At 43.1% G+C, this 22957-nt stretch carries 18 protein-coding genes; 9 read left to right on the top strand and 9 right to left on the bottom strand.

Going from position 1 to position 22957, the window contains the following annotated elements:
- Positions 1-71 precede the first annotated feature (71 nt).
- From K1T76_RS00145 to K1T76_RS00155, 3 genes are all read left to right on the top strand, one after another.
- Positions 72-1385 carry a hypothetical protein gene (locus K1T76_RS00145; RefSeq protein WP_096902370.1) on the top strand — a complete coding sequence of 438 codons (1314 nt, stop codon included), beginning with the start codon at positions 72-74 and terminating at the stop codon, positions 1383-1385.
- A complete protein-coding gene (locus K1T76_RS00150) occupies positions 1375-1662 on the top strand; it encodes a chorismate mutase (RefSeq protein WP_230243679.1) in 288 nt (95 codons plus the stop codon). Before K1T76_RS00145 ends, K1T76_RS00150 begins: the two co-directional genes overlap by 11 nt.
- A 333-nt stretch (positions 1663-1995) precedes the next feature.
- Positions 1996-2175 carry a hypothetical protein gene (locus K1T76_RS00155; protein ID WP_004970356.1) on the top strand — a complete coding sequence of 60 codons (180 nt, stop codon included), beginning with the start codon at positions 1996-1998 and terminating at the stop codon, positions 2173-2175.
- 281 nt (positions 2176-2456) lie between these two features.
- Here the strand turns inward: K1T76_RS00155 and K1T76_RS00160 are convergent, their stop codons facing one another.
- From K1T76_RS00160 to K1T76_RS00170, 3 genes are all read right to left on the bottom strand, one after another.
- Positions 2457-3755 (bottom strand): solute carrier family 23 protein, encoded by a 1299-nt coding sequence (locus K1T76_RS00160; protein ID WP_096902368.1) that lies wholly within the window; start codon positions 3753-3755, stop codon positions 2457-2459.
- A gap of 650 nt (positions 3756-4405) precedes the next feature.
- Positions 4406-7090 carry a phosphoenolpyruvate carboxylase gene (gene ppc, locus K1T76_RS00165; protein ID WP_230243680.1) on the bottom strand — a complete coding sequence of 895 codons (2685 nt, stop codon included), beginning with the start codon at positions 7088-7090 and terminating at the stop codon, positions 4406-4408.
- 210 nt (positions 7091-7300) lie between these two features.
- Positions 7301-7915 carry a TetR/AcrR family transcriptional regulator gene (locus K1T76_RS00170; RefSeq protein WP_096902366.1) on the bottom strand — a complete coding sequence of 205 codons (615 nt, stop codon included), beginning with the start codon at positions 7913-7915 and terminating at the stop codon, positions 7301-7303.
- Positions 7916-8062: 147 nt separating this feature from the next.
- On the opposite strand from K1T76_RS00170, the gene K1T76_RS00175 reads away from it, so the two are divergent.
- From K1T76_RS00175 to dnaJ, 4 genes are all read left to right on the top strand, one after another.
- Positions 8063-9202: an efflux RND transporter periplasmic adaptor subunit gene (locus tag K1T76_RS00175; protein WP_230243681.1), complete on the top strand. Its 1140-nt coding sequence runs from the start codon at positions 8063-8065 to the stop codon at positions 9200-9202.
- Positions 9203-9205: 3 nt separating this feature from the next.
- Complete coding sequence (locus K1T76_RS00180; protein ID WP_230243682.1) at positions 9206-12340, top strand: efflux RND transporter permease subunit; 3135 nt, start codon at positions 9206-9208, stop codon at positions 12338-12340.
- A gap of 135 nt (positions 12341-12475) precedes the next feature.
- Positions 12476-12853 (top strand): hypothetical protein, encoded by a 378-nt coding sequence (locus tag K1T76_RS00185; RefSeq protein WP_230245595.1) that lies wholly within the window; start codon positions 12476-12478, stop codon positions 12851-12853.
- A gap of 128 nt (positions 12854-12981) precedes the next feature.
- On the top strand, positions 12982-14094 hold the full coding sequence (gene dnaJ / locus K1T76_RS00190) for a molecular chaperone DnaJ (protein ID WP_230243683.1): 1113 nt from the start codon (positions 12982-12984) through the stop codon (positions 14092-14094).
- A 95-nt stretch (positions 14095-14189) separates the two neighbouring features.
- On the opposite strand, the gene K1T76_RS00195 is transcribed toward dnaJ, so the two are convergent.
- The gene (locus tag K1T76_RS00195; RefSeq protein WP_019837348.1) at positions 14190-14474 is read right to left on the bottom strand and encodes a hypothetical protein; all 285 of its coding nucleotides are present in this window, start codon (positions 14472-14474) and stop codon (positions 14190-14192) included.
- A 283-nt stretch (positions 14475-14757) separates the two neighbouring features.
- Between K1T76_RS00195 and dapB the strand changes: the two genes are divergently transcribed.
- Positions 14758-15579 carry a 4-hydroxy-tetrahydrodipicolinate reductase gene (dapB, locus tag K1T76_RS00200; protein WP_180160957.1) on the top strand — a complete coding sequence of 274 codons (822 nt, stop codon included), beginning with the start codon at positions 14758-14760 and terminating at the stop codon, positions 15577-15579.
- A 398-nt stretch (positions 15580-15977) separates the two neighbouring features.
- The gene (locus K1T76_RS00205) at positions 15978-16622 is read left to right on the top strand and encodes an START domain-containing protein (protein ID WP_442780661.1); all 645 of its coding nucleotides are present in this window, start codon (positions 15978-15980) and stop codon (positions 16620-16622) included.
- Between the two features lie 91 nt (positions 16623-16713).
- Here the strand turns inward: K1T76_RS00205 and K1T76_RS00210 are convergent, their stop codons facing one another.
- The 5 genes from K1T76_RS00210 to K1T76_RS00230 all read right to left on the bottom strand — a co-directional run bounded on the left by K1T76_RS00210 (position 16714) and on the right by K1T76_RS00230 (position 22662).
- Positions 16714-18156: a capsule assembly Wzi family protein gene (locus K1T76_RS00210; RefSeq protein WP_230243684.1), complete on the bottom strand. Its 1443-nt coding sequence runs from the start codon at positions 18154-18156 to the stop codon at positions 16714-16716.
- A gap of 174 nt (positions 18157-18330) precedes the next feature.
- Complete coding sequence (locus K1T76_RS00215) at positions 18331-18705, bottom strand: endonuclease domain-containing protein (protein ID WP_230243685.1); 375 nt, start codon at positions 18703-18705, stop codon at positions 18331-18333.
- Positions 18706-18891: 186 nt separating this feature from the next.
- Positions 18892-21078 carry a polysaccharide biosynthesis tyrosine autokinase gene (locus tag K1T76_RS00220; RefSeq protein ID WP_230243686.1) on the bottom strand — a complete coding sequence of 729 codons (2187 nt, stop codon included), beginning with the start codon at positions 21076-21078 and terminating at the stop codon, positions 18892-18894.
- Positions 21079-21130: 52 nt separating this feature from the next.
- Positions 21131-21559, bottom strand: a complete 429-nt coding sequence (locus K1T76_RS00225; protein ID WP_019837353.1) for a low molecular weight protein-tyrosine-phosphatase — start codon at positions 21557-21559, stop codon at positions 21131-21133.
- A complete protein-coding gene (locus K1T76_RS00230) occupies positions 21559-22662 on the bottom strand; it encodes a polysaccharide biosynthesis/export family protein (protein ID WP_230243687.1) in 1104 nt (367 codons plus the stop codon). The genes K1T76_RS00225 and K1T76_RS00230 overlap by 1 nt, the downstream gene beginning before the upstream one ends.
- Positions 22663-22957: the final 295 nt, after the last annotated feature.

Raw genomic sequence — 22957 nt, forward strand, 5'->3', positions numbered from 1 at the left:
AAGACGAGCGCACATGATTTGCATGTGGCTTGTCCCTAAACCACAAGGATTTTCTTTTAGAGGCTGATCTCATGTCACTGTTACGCCGTTGGTTCGATCCGATCCGATCGAGTTGGTTTTATCAAAAACCATCTCGGCAATCGGTGTTGTCCACGGAACACGGACTGAGTGTGTATTTACGTCTAGATGATGTATATAGCTATTTGGCGGTACAGCAGTTACCGCAATTAGAAGATATTCTGGCCGATGAGTTAAAACCTTTAACCGTAGTGATTTCGCGGCAAAGTGGCGATGCACCGAACCAAATGTCGGCTGCAGAATGGCAAAATTACTGTATTCAAGATGCAAAAATTCTTGCCAAACAACACCGTTTTAGTTTTCATGATACCCCTGAACCACCGACTGCAGAAGCTTTAATGCAGGCAGAAACCATTTTGCGGCATACGCCGTTACGTGGTCAGGATTTCTTGTATTTACTCGAAGATGTGTTCCACATGCTATGGCAAAAGCAGTCGGGTAAATTACGCACCTTATATGCCATGGCCAGCCGTCATCATCAAATTCAGGATTTTCCTGAACGGGTTTTTAATGATGCACCTGTATTGGCCAGTTATTTTGAGTTTGGTGGACGTAAATATCATGCAGTCGATGATTTATTGCGTCTGACCCGCCGTTTAAAACAACAAAAATTACTGACCGATAATCCTATTTTCTTGATCAATCATATTGAATGGTGTGAACATTTAATTAGTGATGCCGAAGAACTCAATGAAATTCAGGCGCTTGACCCTGAATTGGACTTATACATCGCACTGGAAGACCCGATTTCTTGGTTGTTATTGGCGTATATCAAAGAAGAATTGGCCGCCTATTACAATATTCATTTGAATGTGTATCCCTTATCCTATCATGGGCGTGACTATTTTGACTGGAGTTTGGCAACACGTTTATCTAAACGTACCGATGTTGCGTTTACGCCGTTTTGCCGACCGACCGAACAGGCGACTTATCAAATGGCACAACTGTATTACAGTGTGCCTGAAGAACAGCGTGTCGATGCCATGTATCGCATTTTGCAGGCAGTGTGGACGAGGGGACAGGATTTATCCTTTAAAGCGCATTTTGAGCGTATGCAGCGTGAACTCGAGTTAGATCAACTGACCACAGCGGATGTGACTGAGTTGCTCAAAGAAAATGATATGCTGTGTGAAATGAAATCTCAGCCCGATTTTCCTGTGTTGGAATTGCGTATAGATGGGCAAAGCTACGTGTTTAATAGCTTATATCGGGTGTGGATGATTGAAAGTATTTTCAGTAATGTGTTAGAAGAAAAGTATAAGAGTGAAACCGAAACTGAAAGTGTAGCCCAAGCCCATGAACAATGAAAAAGTAAAATCATTACAACAAGCACGTGACAAAATAGACCAAATTGATGTGGCTTTAATTGAACTGATTGCATCGCGTCAGTTTTATGTCGATCAGGTCATGCGCCATAAACAGACTGTGGAAGATGTGCAATCGCCGCAGCGCGTGAAAGAAGTGATTGAAAAAGTCCGTGCATTAGCTGTGCAACATGCAGTCGATCCTGACATGGTCGAGCGTTTGTATCACGATATGATTCAGCATTTTATTCAACGTGAATTAAAAGAATTCCGTCCTTAATTAGCCTATCTCTAAATTAGTCTGTCCCTAAGTTTGGATGATGCTTCAAATGCAGCCCAAACTTTGCGTTTTTGCGGAAAAACTGCGTATCAGTATGCCATCTTGGTATTCAAAGCATAATTTTTAAAAATAATTTGCTTATTTTTTCTGCTGGCAGCTTTAAGCGAAAAGCCTTGCCTGTCTTGACTTTGACAGCTTTTTATAAAGTTTTGGTAAAAAAAAGAATATGAATTTATTACATTTTTTAACGATGTAAGTTTGCTTTATTTTAAAAAGTATATATATTGTATATACATCTTTTGCAAAGCAGTCTTTATTTTGGAGAGATCAGCAATGAACGAGCAAATCAAAAAAATAAAGACAGGCAAGAAAGATGGACAACTTTTAATTCGTATTAATAGTACTGAACGTGATGAATTTATTCGTTTATGTGAAGAACTTGATACTAGTGCTGCTCGTGAATTAAGAAAATTTATTCGTAGTTTTGTGAAACAACACAATGGTAACGAATAGCCTTACTAAGGAGTAATACCATGGCTAAGCAAGTTAAATCTTTGAAGCAAAAAATCAAAGCACGTTTGAAAAAGATTTCAAAACATAAAGGCAAATTGAAGCAACTTAAGCAAGAGCTTAAAAAACAGAAATAAGCCACAGCAAAAGCATGATCTCTTAAAAACGGTTTATTCTAGACAGACCGTTTGAGGTAAAAAAAAGACCGAACAATTATTGTTGTTCGGTCTTTTTGTATTGCTTCGGCAGCTGCTTAGGTTTCAGCAGATGACAGCAGGTTCTGATTAGGATGGATCGCGCAAACTAAAGAACCAGTTTAGGAACAAGGCCGCAAAGGTTGCTGTACCAATCCCACCCAAATTAAAGCTGCCCAATTGCAGCGCAAAGTCACCCGTTCCTAAAATAATGGTCACGGCAGCCACCATCAGATTTTTATTTTTAGAAAAATCGACCTTGTTTTCAATCCAGATTTTCGCGCCAGCAATGGTAATCAAACCAAAAACCACAATTGAAGCACCTGTTAAAATAGCGGTAGGAATGGTGTGAATAATCGCGCCAAATTTGGGTGAAAGCCCAAGGAAAATTGCAAAGACCCCCGCCACCACAAAAATAATCGTGGAATACACGCGGGTAACAGCCATCACTCCAATATTTTCACCATAAGTGGTCATACCTGGTGCACCGACACCACCTGCGAGTGTTGTGGCAACACCATCTGCGACAAAGGCTTTACCAATGTGTGGATCGAGGTTTTCACCTGTCATTGCTCCGACTGCTTTAATGTGTCCCAAGTTCTCTGCCACCAAAATGAAGGCAATTGGGGCGATAATTAGCATGGCATTCACATCAAATACAGGCGCGTGAAAGTCTGGAACACCAAACCACGCGGCTTGCTGAATTGGTGTGAAGTTAATTGGCGTACCCCAACCCATGACATTGGTGACCATAAAATAGATCAGATACGACATGAGTAAGCCAATTAGCAGTAAAAGACGTTGCAATAAACCTTTGGTAAATACAGCAATCATGCCCATACACAGCACAGTTACCAATGCCATCCACATATTAAATGGATTGCCAGCAACGGCTTTGACCGTGACTGGGGCAAGGTTTAAACCAATGATCATCACCACTGCACCTGTCACCACAGGTGGCATCAATTTTTCAATCCAGCGGGTGCCTGTGGCCATCACCAAAAAGCCAATCAGGGCATATAAAATACCGCAGGCAATAATCCCGCCTGCCGCGACCCCAATATTGGCATTTAAACCACCTGCTGCACCTGCATAGCCTGTGGCAGCAATCACTACCCCAATAAAGGCAAAGCTCGAACCTAAATAACTTGGAACGCGCCCACCTGTCATGAAAAAGAATAGGATGGTACAAATCCCTGACATTAAAATGGCAAGGTTCGGGTCAAAGCCCATTAAGAAAGGTGCAAGTACCGTAGCACCAAACATGGCAAACGCGTGTTGTATCCCCAATACAACGGTTTGTGCAGGCGGTAGATACTCATTGGTCCCTACAGGACGCGCATCAATGCTGCCTTCATAAGGGCGCCATTTGGGAAACCAATTGGACATAAAGTGAGCACTCAAAAGCTAAATTGAGCACATCATACCCTTGTATTGCATAAATTTTTTAAAAATTTTGCGAAGAAACTGACCAGCTGCTTATTTTTAGAATTAAATTTTACTATTTGTTAAAAATTACATTTAATATAAATAAGTAATTTTATTTATAAATTTAAAGAATGTATTGCGGCATCAATGGGATGAAAGTAGACGAAGAATAAATTTAATTGCACATAATTTAGGCTAGTTTTTCGCCACGCAACGTATAGAGCTAAAAAATGGGCGCACAGTGGATGATTAATGAGCAAGGTCAGCAAAGAACACCGTAAAAGACCACTCAGCAGGGAAGGGTGCCCTCAAAGATATAATGCGTTTAAACAGCAATAAGCCTGTAAAACATGGAGCCAATGATAAACACATCTGTGAGTACCGTCATTTGACCCAGAAAATAGTCAATGTTCATCTTTTTTTATCTGATATTTAATCATAAGCATAATTCAAACAAGGTAATACAGAAATTATAAAAAATGCCAGTTTTCATGGTTTATATGATTTTTTTAGTGACCCTTTTAACAGCAATCTGCCCAAGCCATTTCCAAGTGAGTGAATAAACCACAAGCAGAGTACATGACTCTGCTTGTTGTACTATTCGTAGAGGCTTAACCTGTATTGCGTAAGCCTGCTGCAATCCCTGCAATGCTTACCATGAGGGCATGATCGACAGGGGTATGTTCGGCATTCTGTTCTGCCAAATATAAACGACGACGTTTCATCAACTCTGCCTGTAGCAAATGCAGTGGCAATAAATACGGTTTACGCACCCGCATCGATTGATCTAGCACATCATTGCTGCTGAGCAATTGTGATTCCCCTTTGAGAGTCAGTAACGTTGTTACGGCATCCCGCAGGCGTTGACGCAGTTGCTCACCGAGTTCTTTCAGGTCTTCGTCATCGGTCAGGTGTGACTCATAATACAATGCAATATTGCTGTCGGCTTTAGACAACACCATTTCCAACATATCAATTAAAGTCTGGAAATAAGGCCAATCGCTGAGCATTTCATCTAAAGTGGCTTTTTGTCCCTGATCGATTGTTTGGTTAATTGCCGCGCCTGTCCCTAACCAAGCAGGTAGCATCAGACGGATTTGCGTCCATGCAAACACCCACGGAATGGCACGTAAGGATTCAATTCCGCCGCTGACTTTACGTTTTGCAGGACGTGAGCCGAGCGGCAACATCTGCAATTCTAGCTCTGGCGTAACGGTGCGTAAATATTTCACAAAATGGGGATTTTCACGCACAGTTTGACGGTAGACCTGTACCGAAAGTTCGGTCATGTTATGCATGAGCTCGCGCCATTCTGCCTTCGGCACAGGTGGTGGCATCAGCGTCGCTTCTAAGGTAGCAGCGGTATAGACTTCCAGATTTTGCAATGCAACCCCTTCAAGTCCAAATTTAAAACGAATCATTTCGCCTTGTTCGGTCACGCGAATTGCACCTGAAATAGACCCTGGTGGCTGTGAGAACAGCGCTTGTTGAGTCGGTGCGCCACCACGGCTAATGGAACCACCACGACCATGGAATAAGGTTAGCTGCACAGCGTGTTGCTGCGCTACCGCAGTCAGTTCTTCCTGAGCGCGGTACTGTGCCCAGTTGGCCGACATGAACCCTGCATCTTTGGCGGAGTCTGAGTAACCAATCATGACCTCATGTTTACCCTGAATATGCTGTTTATACCAATGCATCCCAAACAGGGTATTCATGGTTTGCGCAGCCCCATCCAAGTCTTTCAGGGTTTCAAACAGCGGCACCACACGTAAAGGATGCTGAATGCCTGCTTCTTTTTGCAGCAATAACACCGCCAACACATCACTTGGATATTCCGCCATGGAAATAATATAAGCGCCCAAGCTTTCCTGCGGCTGCTCAGCCAACGTGCGCATGGTAGCAAACACTTCTTGCACATCGGGATGTTGAATCAGGCTTTGTGCAGGTTCCTGCATGAATTTTGGCAATAACGGACGTTTGCTTTGCAGTTCTTGAAGTAAGAAGTTCTGACGCGCTTGTTCAGTCCAAGTTTCAAAATTGCCCAAACCTAAATATTCGGTAATAGCAGAAATGGCTTGGCGATGACGTCCTGACTCTTGGCGAATATCCAGTTTTAGTAATTCAATACCAAAACAATTCACACGGTGTATTAAATCTAGCAATTTGCCGTTCGCAATGTCTGACAATTGACAAGCCGTCAGCGAGCGATAACACAGTAATAAAGGCTGTAACAACTCGTCTTTGTTTTTAATCACCAAACTGTCATCAGCATCTTTGCCTTGTAATTTTGCTGCTAACCAGTCGCGGGTGGCTTTTAGGCGTTCACGGGTGTCGCGTAAATATTCACGGTACGGCTCTGCATGGGAATGTCCTAAAGCATCTAGCAATTCTGGGCTACATTGCTGAATGGAAAGTTCCCAACGCAGGTTTTCAATATCACGTAAATACAGTTCTGCTGCTTTCCAGCGCGACAACCACAATACTTCTTGAGTCACTTTATGGGTGACATTGGGGTTGCCATCGCGGTCACCGCCCATCCAAGAGGCGAAACGCACAGGCGCAACGTTCAGCGGCAGGCTTTGCCCACAGTGTTCCTGCACAATGCTGTCTAATTCACGTATGAATTTAGGCACTGCATTCCACAGGGTTTGTTCGATGGTGGTAAAGCCCCATTTGGCTTCATCGACGGGAGTTGGGCGATGCTGACGAATTTCATCGGTTTGCCAAGCTGAGCTGATGAGCTGTTTTAAATCTGCCAAAACAGCCTGACGTTCACGTGGGGTCAGTTTTTGCTGATCCATTTTAGACAGGCAGTCATTAATATCGTCATATTTTTGAATCAGGGTACGACGGCTGACTTCAGTCGGATGCGCAGTTAAAACCAATTCAATTTTCAGTTCGCAGACTTGTTGATAGAGGGTTTCTGCAGAAATCTGGTTGTCTTTGAACTTGAGGAATAAGCGATCAAGAGGGTTTGGAGAAACAGCATGTTCATCAAATTCGCTTTGGCGACGACTCCGCACCACATGGTATTGCTCTGCGATGTTGGCAAAGTTCAAAAAGTGGGTAAAGGCACGGGTGAGCGGTAAGATTTCGTCATCTTCTAGACTTAAAAACAGTTGTTCGAGTTGTTTTTCAGCTTCGGCTTGTCCATCGCGCGCGCCTTTAGATAAAGCACGAATTTGTTCGACCTGATTAAACAAATCTTGTCCTGCGTGTAACTTGAGGGTCTCACCCAATAAGTTGCCAAGTAAGCGTACGTCATCGCGTAGAGGAGCATCAATTTGTTGAATCATTCGTTGTTCTCCATGTTCTGTGTTTTTTACTCTGTTAAGACTATACCCCGATTTAGATACAATCCAAGCGGGCTATCTACAAAAGTTGCATGGATTTTGCGCATCTGAAGTTATAGTGCCAAGCGGCAGTATTTCGCAGAGAAATACAGGGCAGTGTGGCATGCGATTTGGTAAAAAAATTCCGATTTAGATCAACCTTTATTGGCCTGTTCAGCCATAACGTAGCATAAAAATACCCATCGCATCTTCAATAATCTTTTGAGATTGTGCAGCATCAGGCACGGCACGTACACCGAGTAAAACTTCATGGTGACGTAAACCATGTAGTAAGGAAACGATCAATTCAGTTTGTGTTTTAGGTTCATCTGCCTGAATAAATTTTAGTTCTGCTGCTTTGCGAAAGAAGCTTTCCCACATCGCGCGAAGTTTGGCATGTGAGGCATTGTAAAACTGCAATGCCAACGGATTTTGCTCCGAGGCCAGCTCCATCAGCAAGTGTTCTAATTTAATCGCTTCAGGCATGTTGGCCAAGTTCAAGGACAGTTCACAGGCTTGGTATAAAGCCTGCTTAAAATTGCGATGTGCAGTCAAGTCCAAAGGTTGTGCCTTAAGCAGACTTTCACAGGTTTCTTCAATGGCACAGGAAAATAAGGTGGCTTTGTCTTGAAAGTGATTATACACCGTTAATTTGGTCACGCCTGCTTCACGTGCAATCTGATTCATACTCGAACCATGAAAGCCCAACTTTAAAAACAAGTGTTTTGCCGACATTAAAATACGTTGGCGTTTTTCTAAATCTTTGGGTCTTCCGACATGAATCTGCACACGCTCCTCCTAATTTGCATCAGTACAACTAGAAAATGACGCTTCAGTTTTAATTAATGTACCTAGTGGTATATTAATTAAAAAATAATCAATTTAATATACTGCGTATTCTGCCCTAATAAAAACGTTTAAATAAGAGCACGCTAGATGAAAACGACTCAGAATCTCATTGGTAGCCTGATGCTGCTGTGCTGTATCACCCTAATGGGATGCAGCAAGCAAAAAACCGAGGTTGAACAGGAAGTCCCTTTGGTGATGGTGACTCAGCCCAGCAGTTTACATCTTGAGCAAAAAAGTTATGCAGGCAAGGTAGAAGCACGTCAGCAAACTGCTTTAGCATTTCGGGTTGCAGGGCAAGTTACACAGCGTTTTGCCGATGTGGGAGATCGGGTTAAGGTTGGGCAAGTCTTAGCAACCTTAGATGTGCAAGATGCAGCATTACAGCTCAATGCCGCACGTGCGCAACTCGAAAGTGCGCAATCTGCTGCAAAAGTTGCCAGTGATGAATTGCAGCGTTTTCAGCAATTGTTACCCATGAATGCAGTCAGCCGCTCGCAATATGATGCAGTCAAAAACCAGTATCAATATGCCATGGCGCAGTTGAAACAGGCGCAGTCCAATTATGCAGTCAGCAGTAATCAAACCGACTATAACCAGTTACGTGCCACAAAAAATGGCGTGATTACTGAACGCAATATTGAAGTTGGGCAGGTTTTAGCGGCAGGGCAGGTCGCTTATCAACTAGCGATTGATGGAGAACGTGAAGTCGTGATTGGCGTGCCTGAACAAGCAGTTGCTGATATTCGGGTCGGGCAAGAGGCAACGGTCAGTTTATGGTCACAACCTGATAGCCGTTTTACAGGTAAGGTTCGTGAAATTTCCCCTGCGGCAGATCAGTCGCGTACTTTTAAAGTCAAAGTGGCTTTACGCGAAGGCAATGCACAGATTCAATTGGGGCAAAGTGCGCGGGTATTTCTGACTCGCCAAGCCAATCAGGGTTTATATGTACCTTTATCAAGCGTATCGGCAACGGGGCAACAAGCTTTTGTTTTGGTTTTGCAGACGGATTCAACCGTGCGCCAAGTTCCTGTTACCTTGGGCGCTTATGGACGGGACAGCGTGCCTGTACTCAGTGGCTTGCAGCCGCAAGATTATGTGGTGATGGGTGGGGTACATTTACTGCGTGATCGACAAAAAATCCGCCCGATTAACCGTGACAATCAAGCTGTACAGGCAGTCAATCCAACCGCTCAGGCAGCTCCTGCTGCTACACAGACGGAGCGTTAAAATATGAATTTTAACTTATCCGAATGGGCGCTGAAAAATAAAGGTCTAGTGGTCTACTTGATGTTGCTGTTGGGTATTGTCGGGATTTTTTCCTATTCCAAATTGGCACAAAGTGAAGATCCGCCATTTACCTTTAAAGTGATGGTGATTCAAACCTATTGGCCAGGAGCGAGTGCCAAAGAGGTATCCTTACAAGTCACTGACCGTATTGAAAAAGAATTGATGAGCACGGGCGATTATGAACGCATCATGGCCTATTCGCGTCCGGGCGAGTCCATGGTGACTTTTATTGCCAAAGATTCCATGCGTTCCAGCCAAATTCCAGATGTCTGGTATAAGGTGCGTAAAAAGGTCAATGACATTCGCCATGAATTGCCACAAGGGGTACAAGGCCCATTTTTTAATGATGAATTTGGCGACACTTTTGGTAATATTTATGTGCTGACAGGCGCAGACTATGATTACGCCACCCTCAAAGAATATGCCGACCGTTTGCAACTACAATTGCAGCGGGTCAAAGATGTGGCCAAAGTCAATTTGGTCGGTTTGCAAGACCAAAAAATCTGGATTGAGTTGTCTAATACCAAAGCCGCACAACTCGGCATTCCTGTTACCGCCATTCAGCAAGCCTTACAACAACAAAACAGCATGGCAAGCGCAGGTTTTTTTGAAACCAATTCAGACCGTATTCAGGTACGTGTCAGCGGTGCATTGAACAGTGTTGATGAGCTGAAACAAATGCCACTGTTGGTAAATGGCACCACCATTCAACTGGGCGATGTTGCCGAGGTCTATCGTGGGTTTAGCGAACCTGCCCAACCACGTATGCGCTTTATGGGCGAAAACGGCATTGGCATTGCGGTGTCGATGCGTAAAGGCGGAGATATTTTGGCTTTGGGGAAAAATCTGGAAACAGAATTTGCTCGTTTGCAAAAAACTTTGCCTTTAGGCATGCAGCTGCAAAAAGTGTCTGATCAACCTGTTGCGGTCAAACACAGTGTGAATGAGTTTATGAAAGTCTTGGCCGAAGCAGTGATTATTGTATTGCTGGTCAGCTTCTTTTCACTGGGTTTTCGTACAGGCTTGGTGGTGGCATTTTCTATTCCACTGGTCTTGGCCATGACCTTTGCTGGCATGCACTTGTTTGATGTCGGGCTGCACAAAATTTCACTGGGTGCCTTAATTCTAGCCCTAGGTTTATTGGTGGATGATGCAATCATCGCCATTGAAATGATGGCAATTAAAATGGAACAGGGTTTCAGCCGTTTGCAAGCCGCAGGGCATGCGTGGCGAACCACTGCTTTCCCAATGTTGACTGGGACATTGATTACCGCAGCAGGCTTTTTACCGATTGCCACAGCAGCATCAAGTACAGGGGAATATACCCGTTCAATTTTTCAGGTAGTGACCATTGCCTTGGTGGTGTCATGGTTTGCCGCAGTGCTGTTTGTGCCGTATTTGGGCGATAAATTATTGCCAGATTTTCAGCGACATGTGCAGCGCGCACCGTGGTATCAACGTCTTTGGGCACGTTTGCGTAAACAACCTGAGCCACAGCCTGTGGCACATCAGGCTGGTGAGGCGCATGACCCGTATCAAACCCGCTTTTATCAAGTGTTTCGAGGTTGGGTCAATACCTGTGTGCGCTATCGTAAAACCGTCATTGCAGCGACCGTAGCCATTTTTGTCCTATCCATTGCCATGTTTAAATTGGTACCGCAGCAATTCTTTCCGCCTTCCAATCGGGCAGAAATTTTAGTCGATTTAAAACTTGAAGAGGGTGCATCCTTAACAGCCACAGAAGCAGCCGTTAAAAAAGTTGAAAAGTTTTTAGCACAACAACAAGGTATCGACAATTATGTGGCCTATGTCGGCACAGGTTCACCGCGTTTCTATTTGCCCTTAGATCAGCAATTGCCGCAAGCCAGTTTTGCCCAATTTGTGGTGCTGGCTTCATCTTTAGATGATCGAGATGAAATTCGCCGTAATTTATCGGAGCAGATCCGTTTATTGTTGCCTGAAGTGCGTACCCGCGTTTCTTTGCTGGAAAATGGCCCACCTGTAGGTTATCCATTGCAATTCCGTGTTTCAGGAGAAGACCTTGCTCAAGTACGACAGTGGGCGCAGCAAGTGGCTGCCACAGTCAGTGCCAACCCGAATACCACCAATGTGCATTTAGATTGGGGTGAGCCGAGCAAAGTCATTCAATTGCAGATTGATCAAGACCGTGCCCGTCAAATGGGAGTGTCGAGTCTAGATTTGGCTAACTTCCTCAATAGCTCTATCAGTGGCGCCGCAATCAACCAGTATCGTGAAAAACGTGAACTGATTGAAATTCGTTTACGTGGCGATCAAACTGAGCGACTAGATGTCGCATCTTTAAGCAGCTTGGCCATACCGACTTCACGTGGAACATCGGTGCCGTTGGCGCAAATCGCACAAATTGAATACCGTTTTGAAGAAGGTTTAATTTGGCATCGTAACCGCTTGCCGACCATTACCGTACGTGGCGATATTCGAAGCAATCTGCAACCTGCAACGGTGGTGGCCGAATTATCTGAACCGATGGCAGCCTTGCGTGAAAAATTGCCAAATGGCTATTTAATTGAAGTTGGCGGTACAGTTGAAGAGTCGGCACGTGGGCAAAAGTCAGTCAATGCAGGCATGCCATTTTTCCTTGCAGTGGTGATGACTTTGTTGATGATTCAGTTGCGTAGCATGTCTCGTGCGTTCATTGTATTTTTGACTGCGCCGCTTGGCATTATTGGTGTGGTATTGTTCCTGTTGCTGTTTAACAAACCCTTTGGTTTTGTGGCGATGCTTGGCACGATTGCCTTATCGGGCATGATCATGCGCAATTCCCTGATTTTAATTGATCAGATTGAGCAGGATATTCGGGCAGGAGAATCGCAGTGGGATGCGATTATTAACGCCACGGTACGCCGTTGTCGTCCAATTGTCCTCACAGCATTAGCGGCTGTTTTGGCTATGATTCCACTTTCTCGCAGTATTTTCTTTGGCCCGATGGCTGTGGCGATTATGGGTGGATTAATTGTCGCAACCTTATTAACTTTGTTCTTTTTACCTGCGTTATACGCCCAGTGGTTTAAAGTGAAAAAAAATCCACATAATCTGTAAAAGTGACATAATAACGGGTGCGAAACTTGGAAAATTTCAATATAGTAGCACCTTATATTTTTCAGCCTTTGCATACGTTACAGCATGCGCCAGATTAAAAAATAAAGCATGGCACAGATGGGGTTTAATCACATTATGAAGCAAGATAACTTGTTAAAGTTTCGCCGTTCGGTTGCGATCTCTTACGTGTTTATGTTTTTTGCTTTATTTACTGTGGTGAGTGGCGCGTTGGCATATTGGTATGCCCGTAAAGTGATTCTGGTCGATAGCACTGAAGTCTGGTTACAGGCGCAGGCTTTATGGGTCATGCGTAATGTGGTGATTTATACAGTATTGGCAATGTTTGCTGCATTGTGGTTTATTCCATTGGCTTTCTTTCCCTGGGATGCCTTTTTATGGGTCAAAGCTTGCACCGTGGCAGGTGTCGTCTTTGCCGTGATTGCCTTCTTGTTTTTAATCAATGCTTGGATTAAAGGACTATCCAAATTTTTGAAAAATAAAGCCGTATTCTAAGGACTTTTCGCCTGTATTCAGCAGGCAGCTAAAATTTTTAGCAGTCTCCCCTTGTAAAACTCAGTTTTACCCCAATTTCACACATCAGTTCAGTTTTAATTAGAATTCCGTGAGGAGCATCGCCAGACATGGCTAAACGTGATTATTATGAGGTTTTGGGTGTCGCTAAAACCGCTAGTGATGATGAAATAAAAAAAGCCTACCGTAAGTTGGCGATGAAATATCATCCTGACCGCAACCCAGACAACACCGAAGCCGAAGAGAAATTTAAAGAAGCTGCGGAAGCTTATGAAGTTTTATCGGATGCCGAAAAACGCAGCATGTATGATCGTATGGGGCACAATGCCTTTGAAGGTGGTATGGGCGGCGGCGGTGGCTTCGGTGGTTTTAGTGCCGAAGACATCTTTAGTCAGTTCGGTGATATTTTCGGTGGTGCATTCGGTGGCGGTGGGCGTGGTCAGCAACGTGCGCGTCGTGGTTCAGACTTACGCTATGTGATGGAACTCACGCTTGAAGAAGCTGTAAAAGGCGTCAAGAAAACCATCACCTTTACAGCACCTGCGCCTTGTGATGCTTGTGACGGTAAAGGCTCAGAAAATCCCAATGATGTTGAAACTTGTCCAACCTGTCATGGTGCGGGTCAATTACGCATGCAACAAGGGTTCTTCTCGGTACAGCAAACCTGTAGTACCTGTCGTGGTCAGGGCAAAATCATCAAGAATCCATGTAAAAAATGTCATGGTTCGGGGGTGTCAGACCGTCAACAAACTCTTGAAGTGACCATTCCTGCAGGGGTGGACAATGGCGACCGCGTTCGTTTAACGGGTAAAGGTGAAGCAATTCGTGATGGTCAATCAGGAGATTTATACGTAGAAGTAGTGGTGCGCGAGCATGAAATCTTCCAGCGTGATGGTGCCGACCTATATATGGATGTACCTGTCAGCATTGCCGATGCTGCTTTAGGTAAGGAAATTGAAATTCCGACTCTAGATGGCCGCGTGAGCCTGAAAGTGCCTGAGGGAACACAGACTGGTAAATTATTCCGTTTGCGTGGTAAAGGGGTAAAACCTGTGCGTAGCAGTATGCAGGGCGATTTGCTCTGCCGTATTGTGGTGGAAACACCTGTGAATTTAACGGCACGTCAGCGTGAACTGTTAAAAGAGTTACAGACGACGATGGAAGGTGAGGGCAGTCAGTCATCACCAAAGAAGAAGTCTTTCTTTGATCGTTTGTTTGATTAAGGAAACTTAGATTAGGTATGTCGAAGCACAACCTGATCTAAACTCAAAAAATAAAGGCGATCTTATGGATCGCCTTTGTTGTATCTGCTGCACGCTTATTCGATTTCAGGCACATCAATCTCTAAAACATCCACCATTTCAGCCGTTGCTGTTTTAACGACAGTTTGTGGTTGAGCGCTTGTAACAACCCCATGTTCTGTTGCAGCTTCTTCTAGTTCAGGTGTATCAACTTCAACAGCAAGCGGTTCTTGTAGTGTCACGCTAATACGGACTTTGGACAGGCTTTCTAGCGTATCCCCTTCTTGAAGTACAGGCTCTGCAAATACGGATGCTGTGCTCATGCCTAACAATAATGCCAATACCATGTTCTTCGAATGCATGTAAATCCCCTTTAATTTGTGCAGTTGTTATCATTCGTGCAGGCTAGTCTGCGCATACAAGTTTGCAAATTTGTGAAATAAAAATAAAAAATGAGCATTTTCAGATAAATTTTTAGCATCGCTTCGTTAAAAGTTTACCTGAGGGGTGTAAAGTGACCATCAGCAGTACAGCAAGGGTTACTTTCGGATAAAAATAAACCCAGAAACTTGGCAGACAAACTTAGTCTAGGCAGCGAGTTTTGCTATAGTAAGCACAATTTAGAATCTATTTTAGGAATATGCTATGTCAGCAACTCCACGCATTGGTGTATTAGGCGCAGGCGGCCGTATGGGGCGCATCTTAATTCAAGCCGTTCAAGAAGCAGGCTACCAATTGGCAGCCGCAGTCGAACGCCCAGAAAGCAGTCTCTTGGGGGCAGATGCAGGAGAGCTGGCAGGTGTGGGTACACTCGGTGTGAAAGTCGTGGGCAGCCTAGAACAAGTATTAGCTGACTGTGATGTCGTAATCGACTTTACCGCACCAGCCGCCACAGCACAGCACTTAAAGCTTTGTCGTGAAGCAGGCGTGGCGATTGTGATTGGCACCACAGGCATGAACGATGAACAAAAAGCACTCTTAGAAGAATCGGCTCAACAGACCCCAGTAGTGTATGCTGCCAACTATTCAGTTGGGGTAAACGTTTCAATTAAACTGCTGGAATTGGCAGCCAAAGTCTTTGGTGATAGCGTAGATATTGAAGTGATTGAAGCGCATCATCGTCATAAAGTCGATGCACCATCAGGCACGGCATTGATGATGGGCGAGGCCATTGCAGTAACCTTAGGTCGTGATTTAAAACACGATGCTGTTTACTGCCGCGAAGGACACACAGGGCCACGTGAACGTAAAAGTATTGGTTTCCAAACCATTCGTGGTGGTGACATTGTGGGTGAACATACTGCGATGTTTATTGCCGATGGCGAGCGTGTGGAAATTACACACAAAGCCACCAACCGTATGAACTTTGCTGCAGGTGCCGTGCGTGCTGCAGCGTGGGTGGTGGGACGCGAAGCGCGTAAATACGATATGAAAGATGTTCTTGGATTTAACGATATTCAGGCTTAAAAACTGCGCAGGAATCCGAAATAGATAAAAATGACTTGAACAATTTTCAATCTGCCGCTAAAACTAGGGTCTGATGTCATGGATGATGACGCATCAGACCCGATCTAAAACTAGGGTCTGTTGACATTTCATAAATGGCTTGCGCTGTAGGCTAAAACTGAGCAGATCAGGCATGAAACGCAGGGAATAGCGAGACTATTGCCAAGTTTCATAACGCAAACTGAGAAAGTTTTAGCCACAGCCTTTCAGGACAAGCATATTTTTTACTGCTATTGCGTTATGAGTCAGTCATTTAGAATAACTAAATTTCCTGCCTCATGCCTTATATCAGCTAAAAAATATGCGTTGTCGCAAACATAGACGAATTGTCAACAGACCCAAATAAGATGCAAAATAAAATGAAAAAATCTCTGCTGATGTTTGGATTAAGCACCTGTATTTGTGCGACCTCTGCACAAAATATTGAACATGCCAAACTGAGCATACATAAAAACAATATTAAAGTCTGGACCTTTCAACAGCAGTCTAGTCCTGTATTTTTATACAAGGCAGAAACCACCTTTAATGTACCTTTAGAAAAAGCCGCCGCCTTAATTTTAGATGTTGATCATGCTGTGAAATGGGTGCCTTATGTGGGCAGTGTCAAAGTCTTGTCACGCGATGACCAAAAAGGTGAGTTCTTGCTGTATATGGTGCTGGATTTTCCTTTTCCACTAAAAGATCGTGATTTGGTGGTCAAAGGTAAAATGAGTAAAGATGCGCAAGGTATGATTAGTATTCAAAATAAAGCCATTGAGGGGGGCTATCCCTTGAACCCTGATTATGTGCGTATTCAAGATTACGAAGGCGACTGGACCTTTCAAAAACTGGGCAATCAAAAAGTCAAAGTGAGTACCTATGGCTATGCTAACCCTGAAGGCTCGATTCCTTTAAGTTTTGTGAATATGTTTGTGCAACAGCAACCGTATCAAATGCTGCAAAAAATGAAAATTGAATTAAGCAAAAGCGGTAGTTATAAGGCGTTGCCTGAAATTTTGCGTTAAATGATTGAGTTGCGCTGAATTTTTAATCTCAAAAAATGGATGAAATCGGTGTCGACCTCATCCACGAAGTATTTCGGTCTAGCGGGTAGACTTAATACGAAAACAGCCCTTTTTCTAAAGGAAATTCAATGCCAATCGATGCACCAGCATCATTGCCATGGACATCTGAATCGCTAATCCAGCCATTCAGTTTAAGTGGAATATCTGGGCGTAAATAGTGTGTCCAAGTCAAATCCAAAGCTTTTAACTGATCTTTTTCTGGGAAAGCTTGGTTGGTTGCGCGGTTTGATTCATTCAATTTGGCAAACAGCATACGTGCATTCACGCGGTTCATACGATCAAAACGGATATCACCACCGATTGAAATCATTTGTCCATCACCGCCAATAGCATGTGCTAAAGGATAGCCATGTTGATAGAAACCATCAGTATAATTGGCGTGGTTGTAAGTAATACCTTGTGCTTTACCGTTAGTACGGGTATCTGCCCATTCGGTATAGAATTGGAACGGCATATTTTTGTAGCTTGATGAATAGTCTAAGCCAGCCAGATACATTTTTTTAGCAGGTAAGCCACCTGCTTCGTCTTCACCTGCGTATTGTGCATAGACATCCATTGGAACTTGTACTAAGGTTTGTAGGTTCAAACGCGCATCAAAGCCTGCAATTTGGTTAGATGGGTCGGGTTCGCCTGTGCCGCCGTTGTCTTTATTACCGACAAAAGCATCCCAAAGTGAGTTCAAACTTTCTGGACGATTTTCACCACCCCATTGAAATGCGCGTGATGCCCCAAGTTCTAAATAAGGTAGTGGTTGTGCTGTAACACGTAAACCTATCAATTTGGCATCGGGTACAGCATCATAATCATGCAATTGACCTGCAAAAGCTTGGTATTGCCATGGGCCAATCCAAGACAGCCATTTATTGTTAAACGCCTGTTGTTCGGCACGTTGCATGGTCACGCCATAAACAGGGCGGCTAGCATCGCCACGAATTAAACTGCCGTCATGTGCAGGCCCCCAGTAGGTTGGAATTTGCCCTGCAATGAGCCATTGATTCCAAAGCTTGGCTGCAATATAGGAACCTTCAACATTGACATCTTGATCGTTATCAATTTGTGGGTCTTTTTCTGTATTGACCCGAATTTTAGCATCCCAGTGTTGACTGCCTGCATTGAGTTCCAAGCCTGCTTGATATTGCGTTTTTTGTTGGTCGCCAAAGGCTTGTGGAATATTTTTTTGATCTGTTTCTGCAAAAAGCGAGGCTTTGAACAGTTGGTTATTGGCATTTAAATGTGCCACCACTGCATCGATGACTTTTTGTTGATTGTTGTTGCTGACTTTGGCTTGAGAAAGTGCACGTTGAATTTCATCACCACTCATAGGCCAAGTTGACGTACTAATTTGAATGACGCCTTGCTGATTTAGCCAATTTAAATCGGTACGTAAGTTTTGGTCATTTAAGACAATGCCTTGGGCAAAGGTTAAGGATGAGCTTAATGCCAGTGTCGCCAGCAGCGCTTTGGGTGCAAACATGCTTATATATTCTCAGCGTTTATAAACTGTAAACAAGATAGGTTTTTGAGTGGATTTTTGCAATGTGAATTGTTGAGTATTGTTGTAAATTTCAACAGAAAATTCTTCTGTAAAAGGGGGGGAGATGCACAAGTGGAACTTTGTAATGAATGTTCCTCCCTTTTTAAAGGGAGGTTAGGAGGGATTATCAGCGTGTTGACTTAAAATCACATTTTCAATGGTTTGGATGACTGCATCGAGTTCATGCAAAATTTGTAAATTGTTAAATCTTAACACCGTTAAATTTAACTGTGTTAAAGCCTGATCACGTACTAAATCATACTGTAAGCCTTTTTCGTTCAAATGTTGGCTGCCATCGCATTCAATAATTAAACTTGCCGCAGGACAGTAAAAATCTACAATAAAATTCAGAATAGGCTTTTGCCGATAAAACTGTAAGCCCAAGATTTGTTTTTGACGCAGTCGTAACCAGAGTTTTTGTTCTGCTTCAGTCATATTGTTTCTTAACTGTCGTGCGTTATATTTTAAATTTTTGTTATAGGGTTGCATGGTTTTTATTCTTTGTTTTTAAAAGTGGTTTATTTTTAATTAGCTTTCTTGTGACATACATAGCTCATCTTTTTAGATTTTTTTAATCCCCCTCTATCCCCCTTTTTCAAAGGGGGAGGCTAGCACGAGCATATAGCTCACCTTTGACAAAGAGGGAAGCCTAGCAAAAAGGGTAGATTGAATAAATCAATCCTCATTCTTATTGGCTTTATAGGCATAAGCATAGTTATAACCATAGCCATAACCGCCTGCTTCACGTTGAATATCATTCAAAATAAAGCCATTCACTTTGACACCAGCCTGTTCAAAGCGGTTGACAGTCAGTTCCAGCTCTTTCATTTGCGTCTTGGCATAACGTGCCACTACCAAATTCACACCCGCATATTGTGAAATAATAATCCCATCGGTGACGGCAAGAACTGGCGGGGTATCAATCAGAATATGGTCAAACTGGCTCGACAAGTGCGTGAGCATGTCTGCAAATTTTTGCGTACTTAACAACTCTGACGGATTGGCAGGACTTTTACCACGGCTGATGAAGCTTAAATTTTCAACTTCAGTATTGCGCACAACACTGCCTAACTCTTGTTGACCATTCAGGTATTCGGTTAAGCCAGGCTTAGGGTCGTAATTAAAGTATTTGTGCATATAACCACGACGTAAATCGGCATCAATCAATAATACGCGCTTATCACTTTGCGCCAAAATGGTAGCTAAGTTGGTTGAAATAAATGATTTACCCAACTCTGGTGCAGGGCCAGAAATCATAATGATATTGTTTTTGGCACTGCTTAAAGCAAAGTGAATAGCAGTACGCATGCTACGCAGGCTTTCAATGGCAATATCATCACTGTTTTTAACTGCAAGAATAGGAATATTCTTTTTCTTTTTTAGAATCTTAATACGACTTTCTTGTACAGGCGAACGTGGCACAGTGGCATAAACAGGTAAATCCAGTTCATTTTCAATCTGATTCGAGTCTTTAATACCTGAACGCAACATGTTACGCAGTAATGCCAGCAAAGTACCCAAGAAGCCACCCAAGAAAACGGACAAAATTAAAATTTGTAATTTCTTTGGTTTAATTGGCTCAATCGGCTCTACCGCAGTATCGACAATACGCACATTACCAATTTCACCTGCTTTAGCAATACGTAGTTGTTGGTAAGAGTTAAGCAAGCCTGTATACAGCTGTTGTTTGACTTCTACTTCACGGAACAGTTGTAAATATTGGCGTTGTAATTCTGGCAAGCGTTTGAGCGTGCCGTCTAACTCTGCAATGCGTTTGTTAATTGCCCCCAGTTGCGCATTCATTTGCTGCATGACAGGGTGTTCGTTGGTGTACTTGGCCGCAGCTTCAGCCACTTGTTGCTCTAACTGCGCTTTTTGGGTTTCCAAAGTAATACTCTGGGTTAAATATAACTCAGATTCTTTGGTCACATCGACTGTATTAAATTGCTGGCGGAAACGGTTAAATTCACGTTCTGCCACATCTAATTGTTGTTTCAGTTCTGGGAGTTGGTCTTCCAAAAACTTTAAGGTCTGTGCCGTTTCTGCAGTACGACGCTCAATATTTTGTTGGCTATACGCCGCTAATATGGCATTTAGTACTTGGGTAATGTGTTGTTTGTCTGACCCTTGGTAATTTAGTCCCAATACACCTGTCAATTTACCTCTTTCTGCCACAGAATAGTCTGCGGTTAAGCTTTTCATGGCAGCAGGTAAGCTTTGTTTTTGGATGTTATAGGCAGCGTTAAAGCTGTCTTGACTAAAAATAGCGACTTTCCACACCCCAAATTCAGACTGTAATTGACTGACTTGGTTTAAAGGTGCAGAAAAAACCACCTGTTCGGTTTCTTCATCGGTTAGACTGTACTTGCCTTGTGCAAATTTTAAAATTAAGTTTTTATCTTGAAAATATTGCGGGATATCGAACTGGCGAATATCAAAACTTTTTTGATTGTCTTTAAATAGCACTGACTGAGATGAATATTCACTGTCATATTCATGCTTGGCAATTAAACGATTCCAGAAACTGTCTTCTGTACCCGAAACGCGAATATTTAAATTTAGATGATCAATCACGTTACCCAACACCAAACGTGATTTTAAAATTTCAATTTCAGCTTGTGCAGGTGATTTCTGCTCAATCATATTGGACAGATCACCCAATAACGCTGCAGAGGCCCCTTTACTATCTTCGACCTGTACCAAAGCATCTACTGCATAGGTGTCTGGTGTGGTTCTTAAATATAGTAAAGCGCAGACGATACTGAGTAGAACGCAAAGGGTAATCATTTTCCATTGTGCGATTAAGGAAAAAAATAATTCCTTTAAATCAATGGTATCTTCGGTGTTGGCGGTTTGGCTCATAGTTTAAATATCAAAAAAGTAGAATTTTAAAAACAACTAGAATATCAATAAACTAGATATATTTTTTCCAGTCGGCAATGCAGGCTTGAATTAACGCACAGGTCTCATCAAATACGGCCTGATCGTGCTGATAAGGGTCGGCCACATTTTTACTTTGCCAGTGCCCCAATCTAAAAGTTTTGCCTTTGGCAAAGGGCCAGGTTTGTTCTACATGCTTTTGCTGATTTTGGCTCATGACTAAAATTAAATCGGCTTTTTTAATTAAGTCTGCATTGAGTTTTTTTGCCACGTGTGGACTCATGTCAATGCCGTGACGTTGCATACATAAACGGGCTTTGTCATCGGCTGCATGGCCCACCAAGCCTGAAATACCTGCAGATTCAATCTGTAAGTGTGGGTACTGCTGTTTTAAAAAGTATTCTGCCATGGGGCTACGGCAAATATTGCCGATACATACCACCAAAATGTGATTAATTTTCATTAGTTCCCCAAATTATCTAGTTGATAAAGCACACTAGAGAACGGAATCATCTGATTCACGACACGTTGCCAGCGGGCCAGGCCTGAAGCATCGACATAGACAATATCATTGCTGCGCATTTTAAACTGATTGGCTAAGCCAAAGTCGGCAATGCTGGTTAAATCCATATGATAGACTTCGGTATGTGCTGCATTCGGCTGGCTACGGACCACATAAATTTTACTGCGGCTGGCAGACAGTGGGTTTAAGCCCAAGCTTTCACCCAATACATCGCTTAAGCTCATGCCTTGATCACGCATAGGGAGCGATTGATTTTTACCCGACTCACCCATCACATAAATTTTTTGGTTTTCACGGTTGTTGACATACAAGGTGTCATTCGGCTGGATGAGTAAGTTGTGCAATGACAAGCCTGCTTTTTCCAGCTCTACGGTATTGAGTTGATAGCTACGCCCCTGACGCACTAAAGTCATAGAAGTATTGTCACCTTGTTGGGCATTGACCCCGCCTGCCATACCCAGTGCGGTATAGACACTGACAGGTTGATCGTTTAAATAGAATTGCCCACCTTTCATGACATTGCCTTGTACAGAGTATCGCTGCCCTTGGTAAGACAAGACTCGTACAATCACGTCTGGGGTTTTTAAATAACGTGCCAATTGACCGCGCAACTCACGATTCACTTGCGCTAAAGATTTACCTGCAGCTTTGTAACGCCCGATAATCGGAAACTGAATATAACCCTGTGAGTCAATTTGATAACCATTTGACTCAACGGCTTTTTCGTTACTAATGGTATTGGTTGGTGGTGTAATTTCAGGATATGCCCATAAATAAATAGAGAGAATATCACCTGAACTTAAGGTGTATTGACGCTGTGGTGTATGAAATAAATGCGCATAGTCTTGTTGAATATTGTGAACTGCAGGCTGCACCGCAAGCATTGAGTCTTGGGTGAGTTTAATCACATTGACCGCTGTGCCCAAGTCGGTGGTATAGACCCCTTCATTTGGTAAGTCATAGGTTTGTAAACCAGAGGTGACAGCGCACCCCGTAGTGGCAATGCCACATGTCAATAAAACAGCAAGTTGAAAGTTTCGCACGCGAGATTCCATTATTAATTTTTTAAAATCTTTTAAATCAATTGCCGCCATTTTACCGAACTTGTCAAATAGGTACATAGCAATTTGTAATCATTTTGCAGATTCTGTCAAATTCTTTGCGCAAAGTGATAAAAATCGCAAATTGTGAATTTACTCAAAATTTAAAAAGTGGAATATTCACAAAAACTACACACTGATGCATCTTTCAACTAATTTGAGCACAAATCATAATAGAAATTTCATAAATTTCTGTTAGTATTCCTGCCGAAAGATTCTTTCTTCATAAAATACAGAT

It is taken from the genome of Acinetobacter sp. PW68 (assembly GCF_020982655.1).
Taxonomy (GTDB): Bacteria; Pseudomonadota; Gammaproteobacteria; order Pseudomonadales; family Moraxellaceae; genus Acinetobacter; species Acinetobacter towneri_A.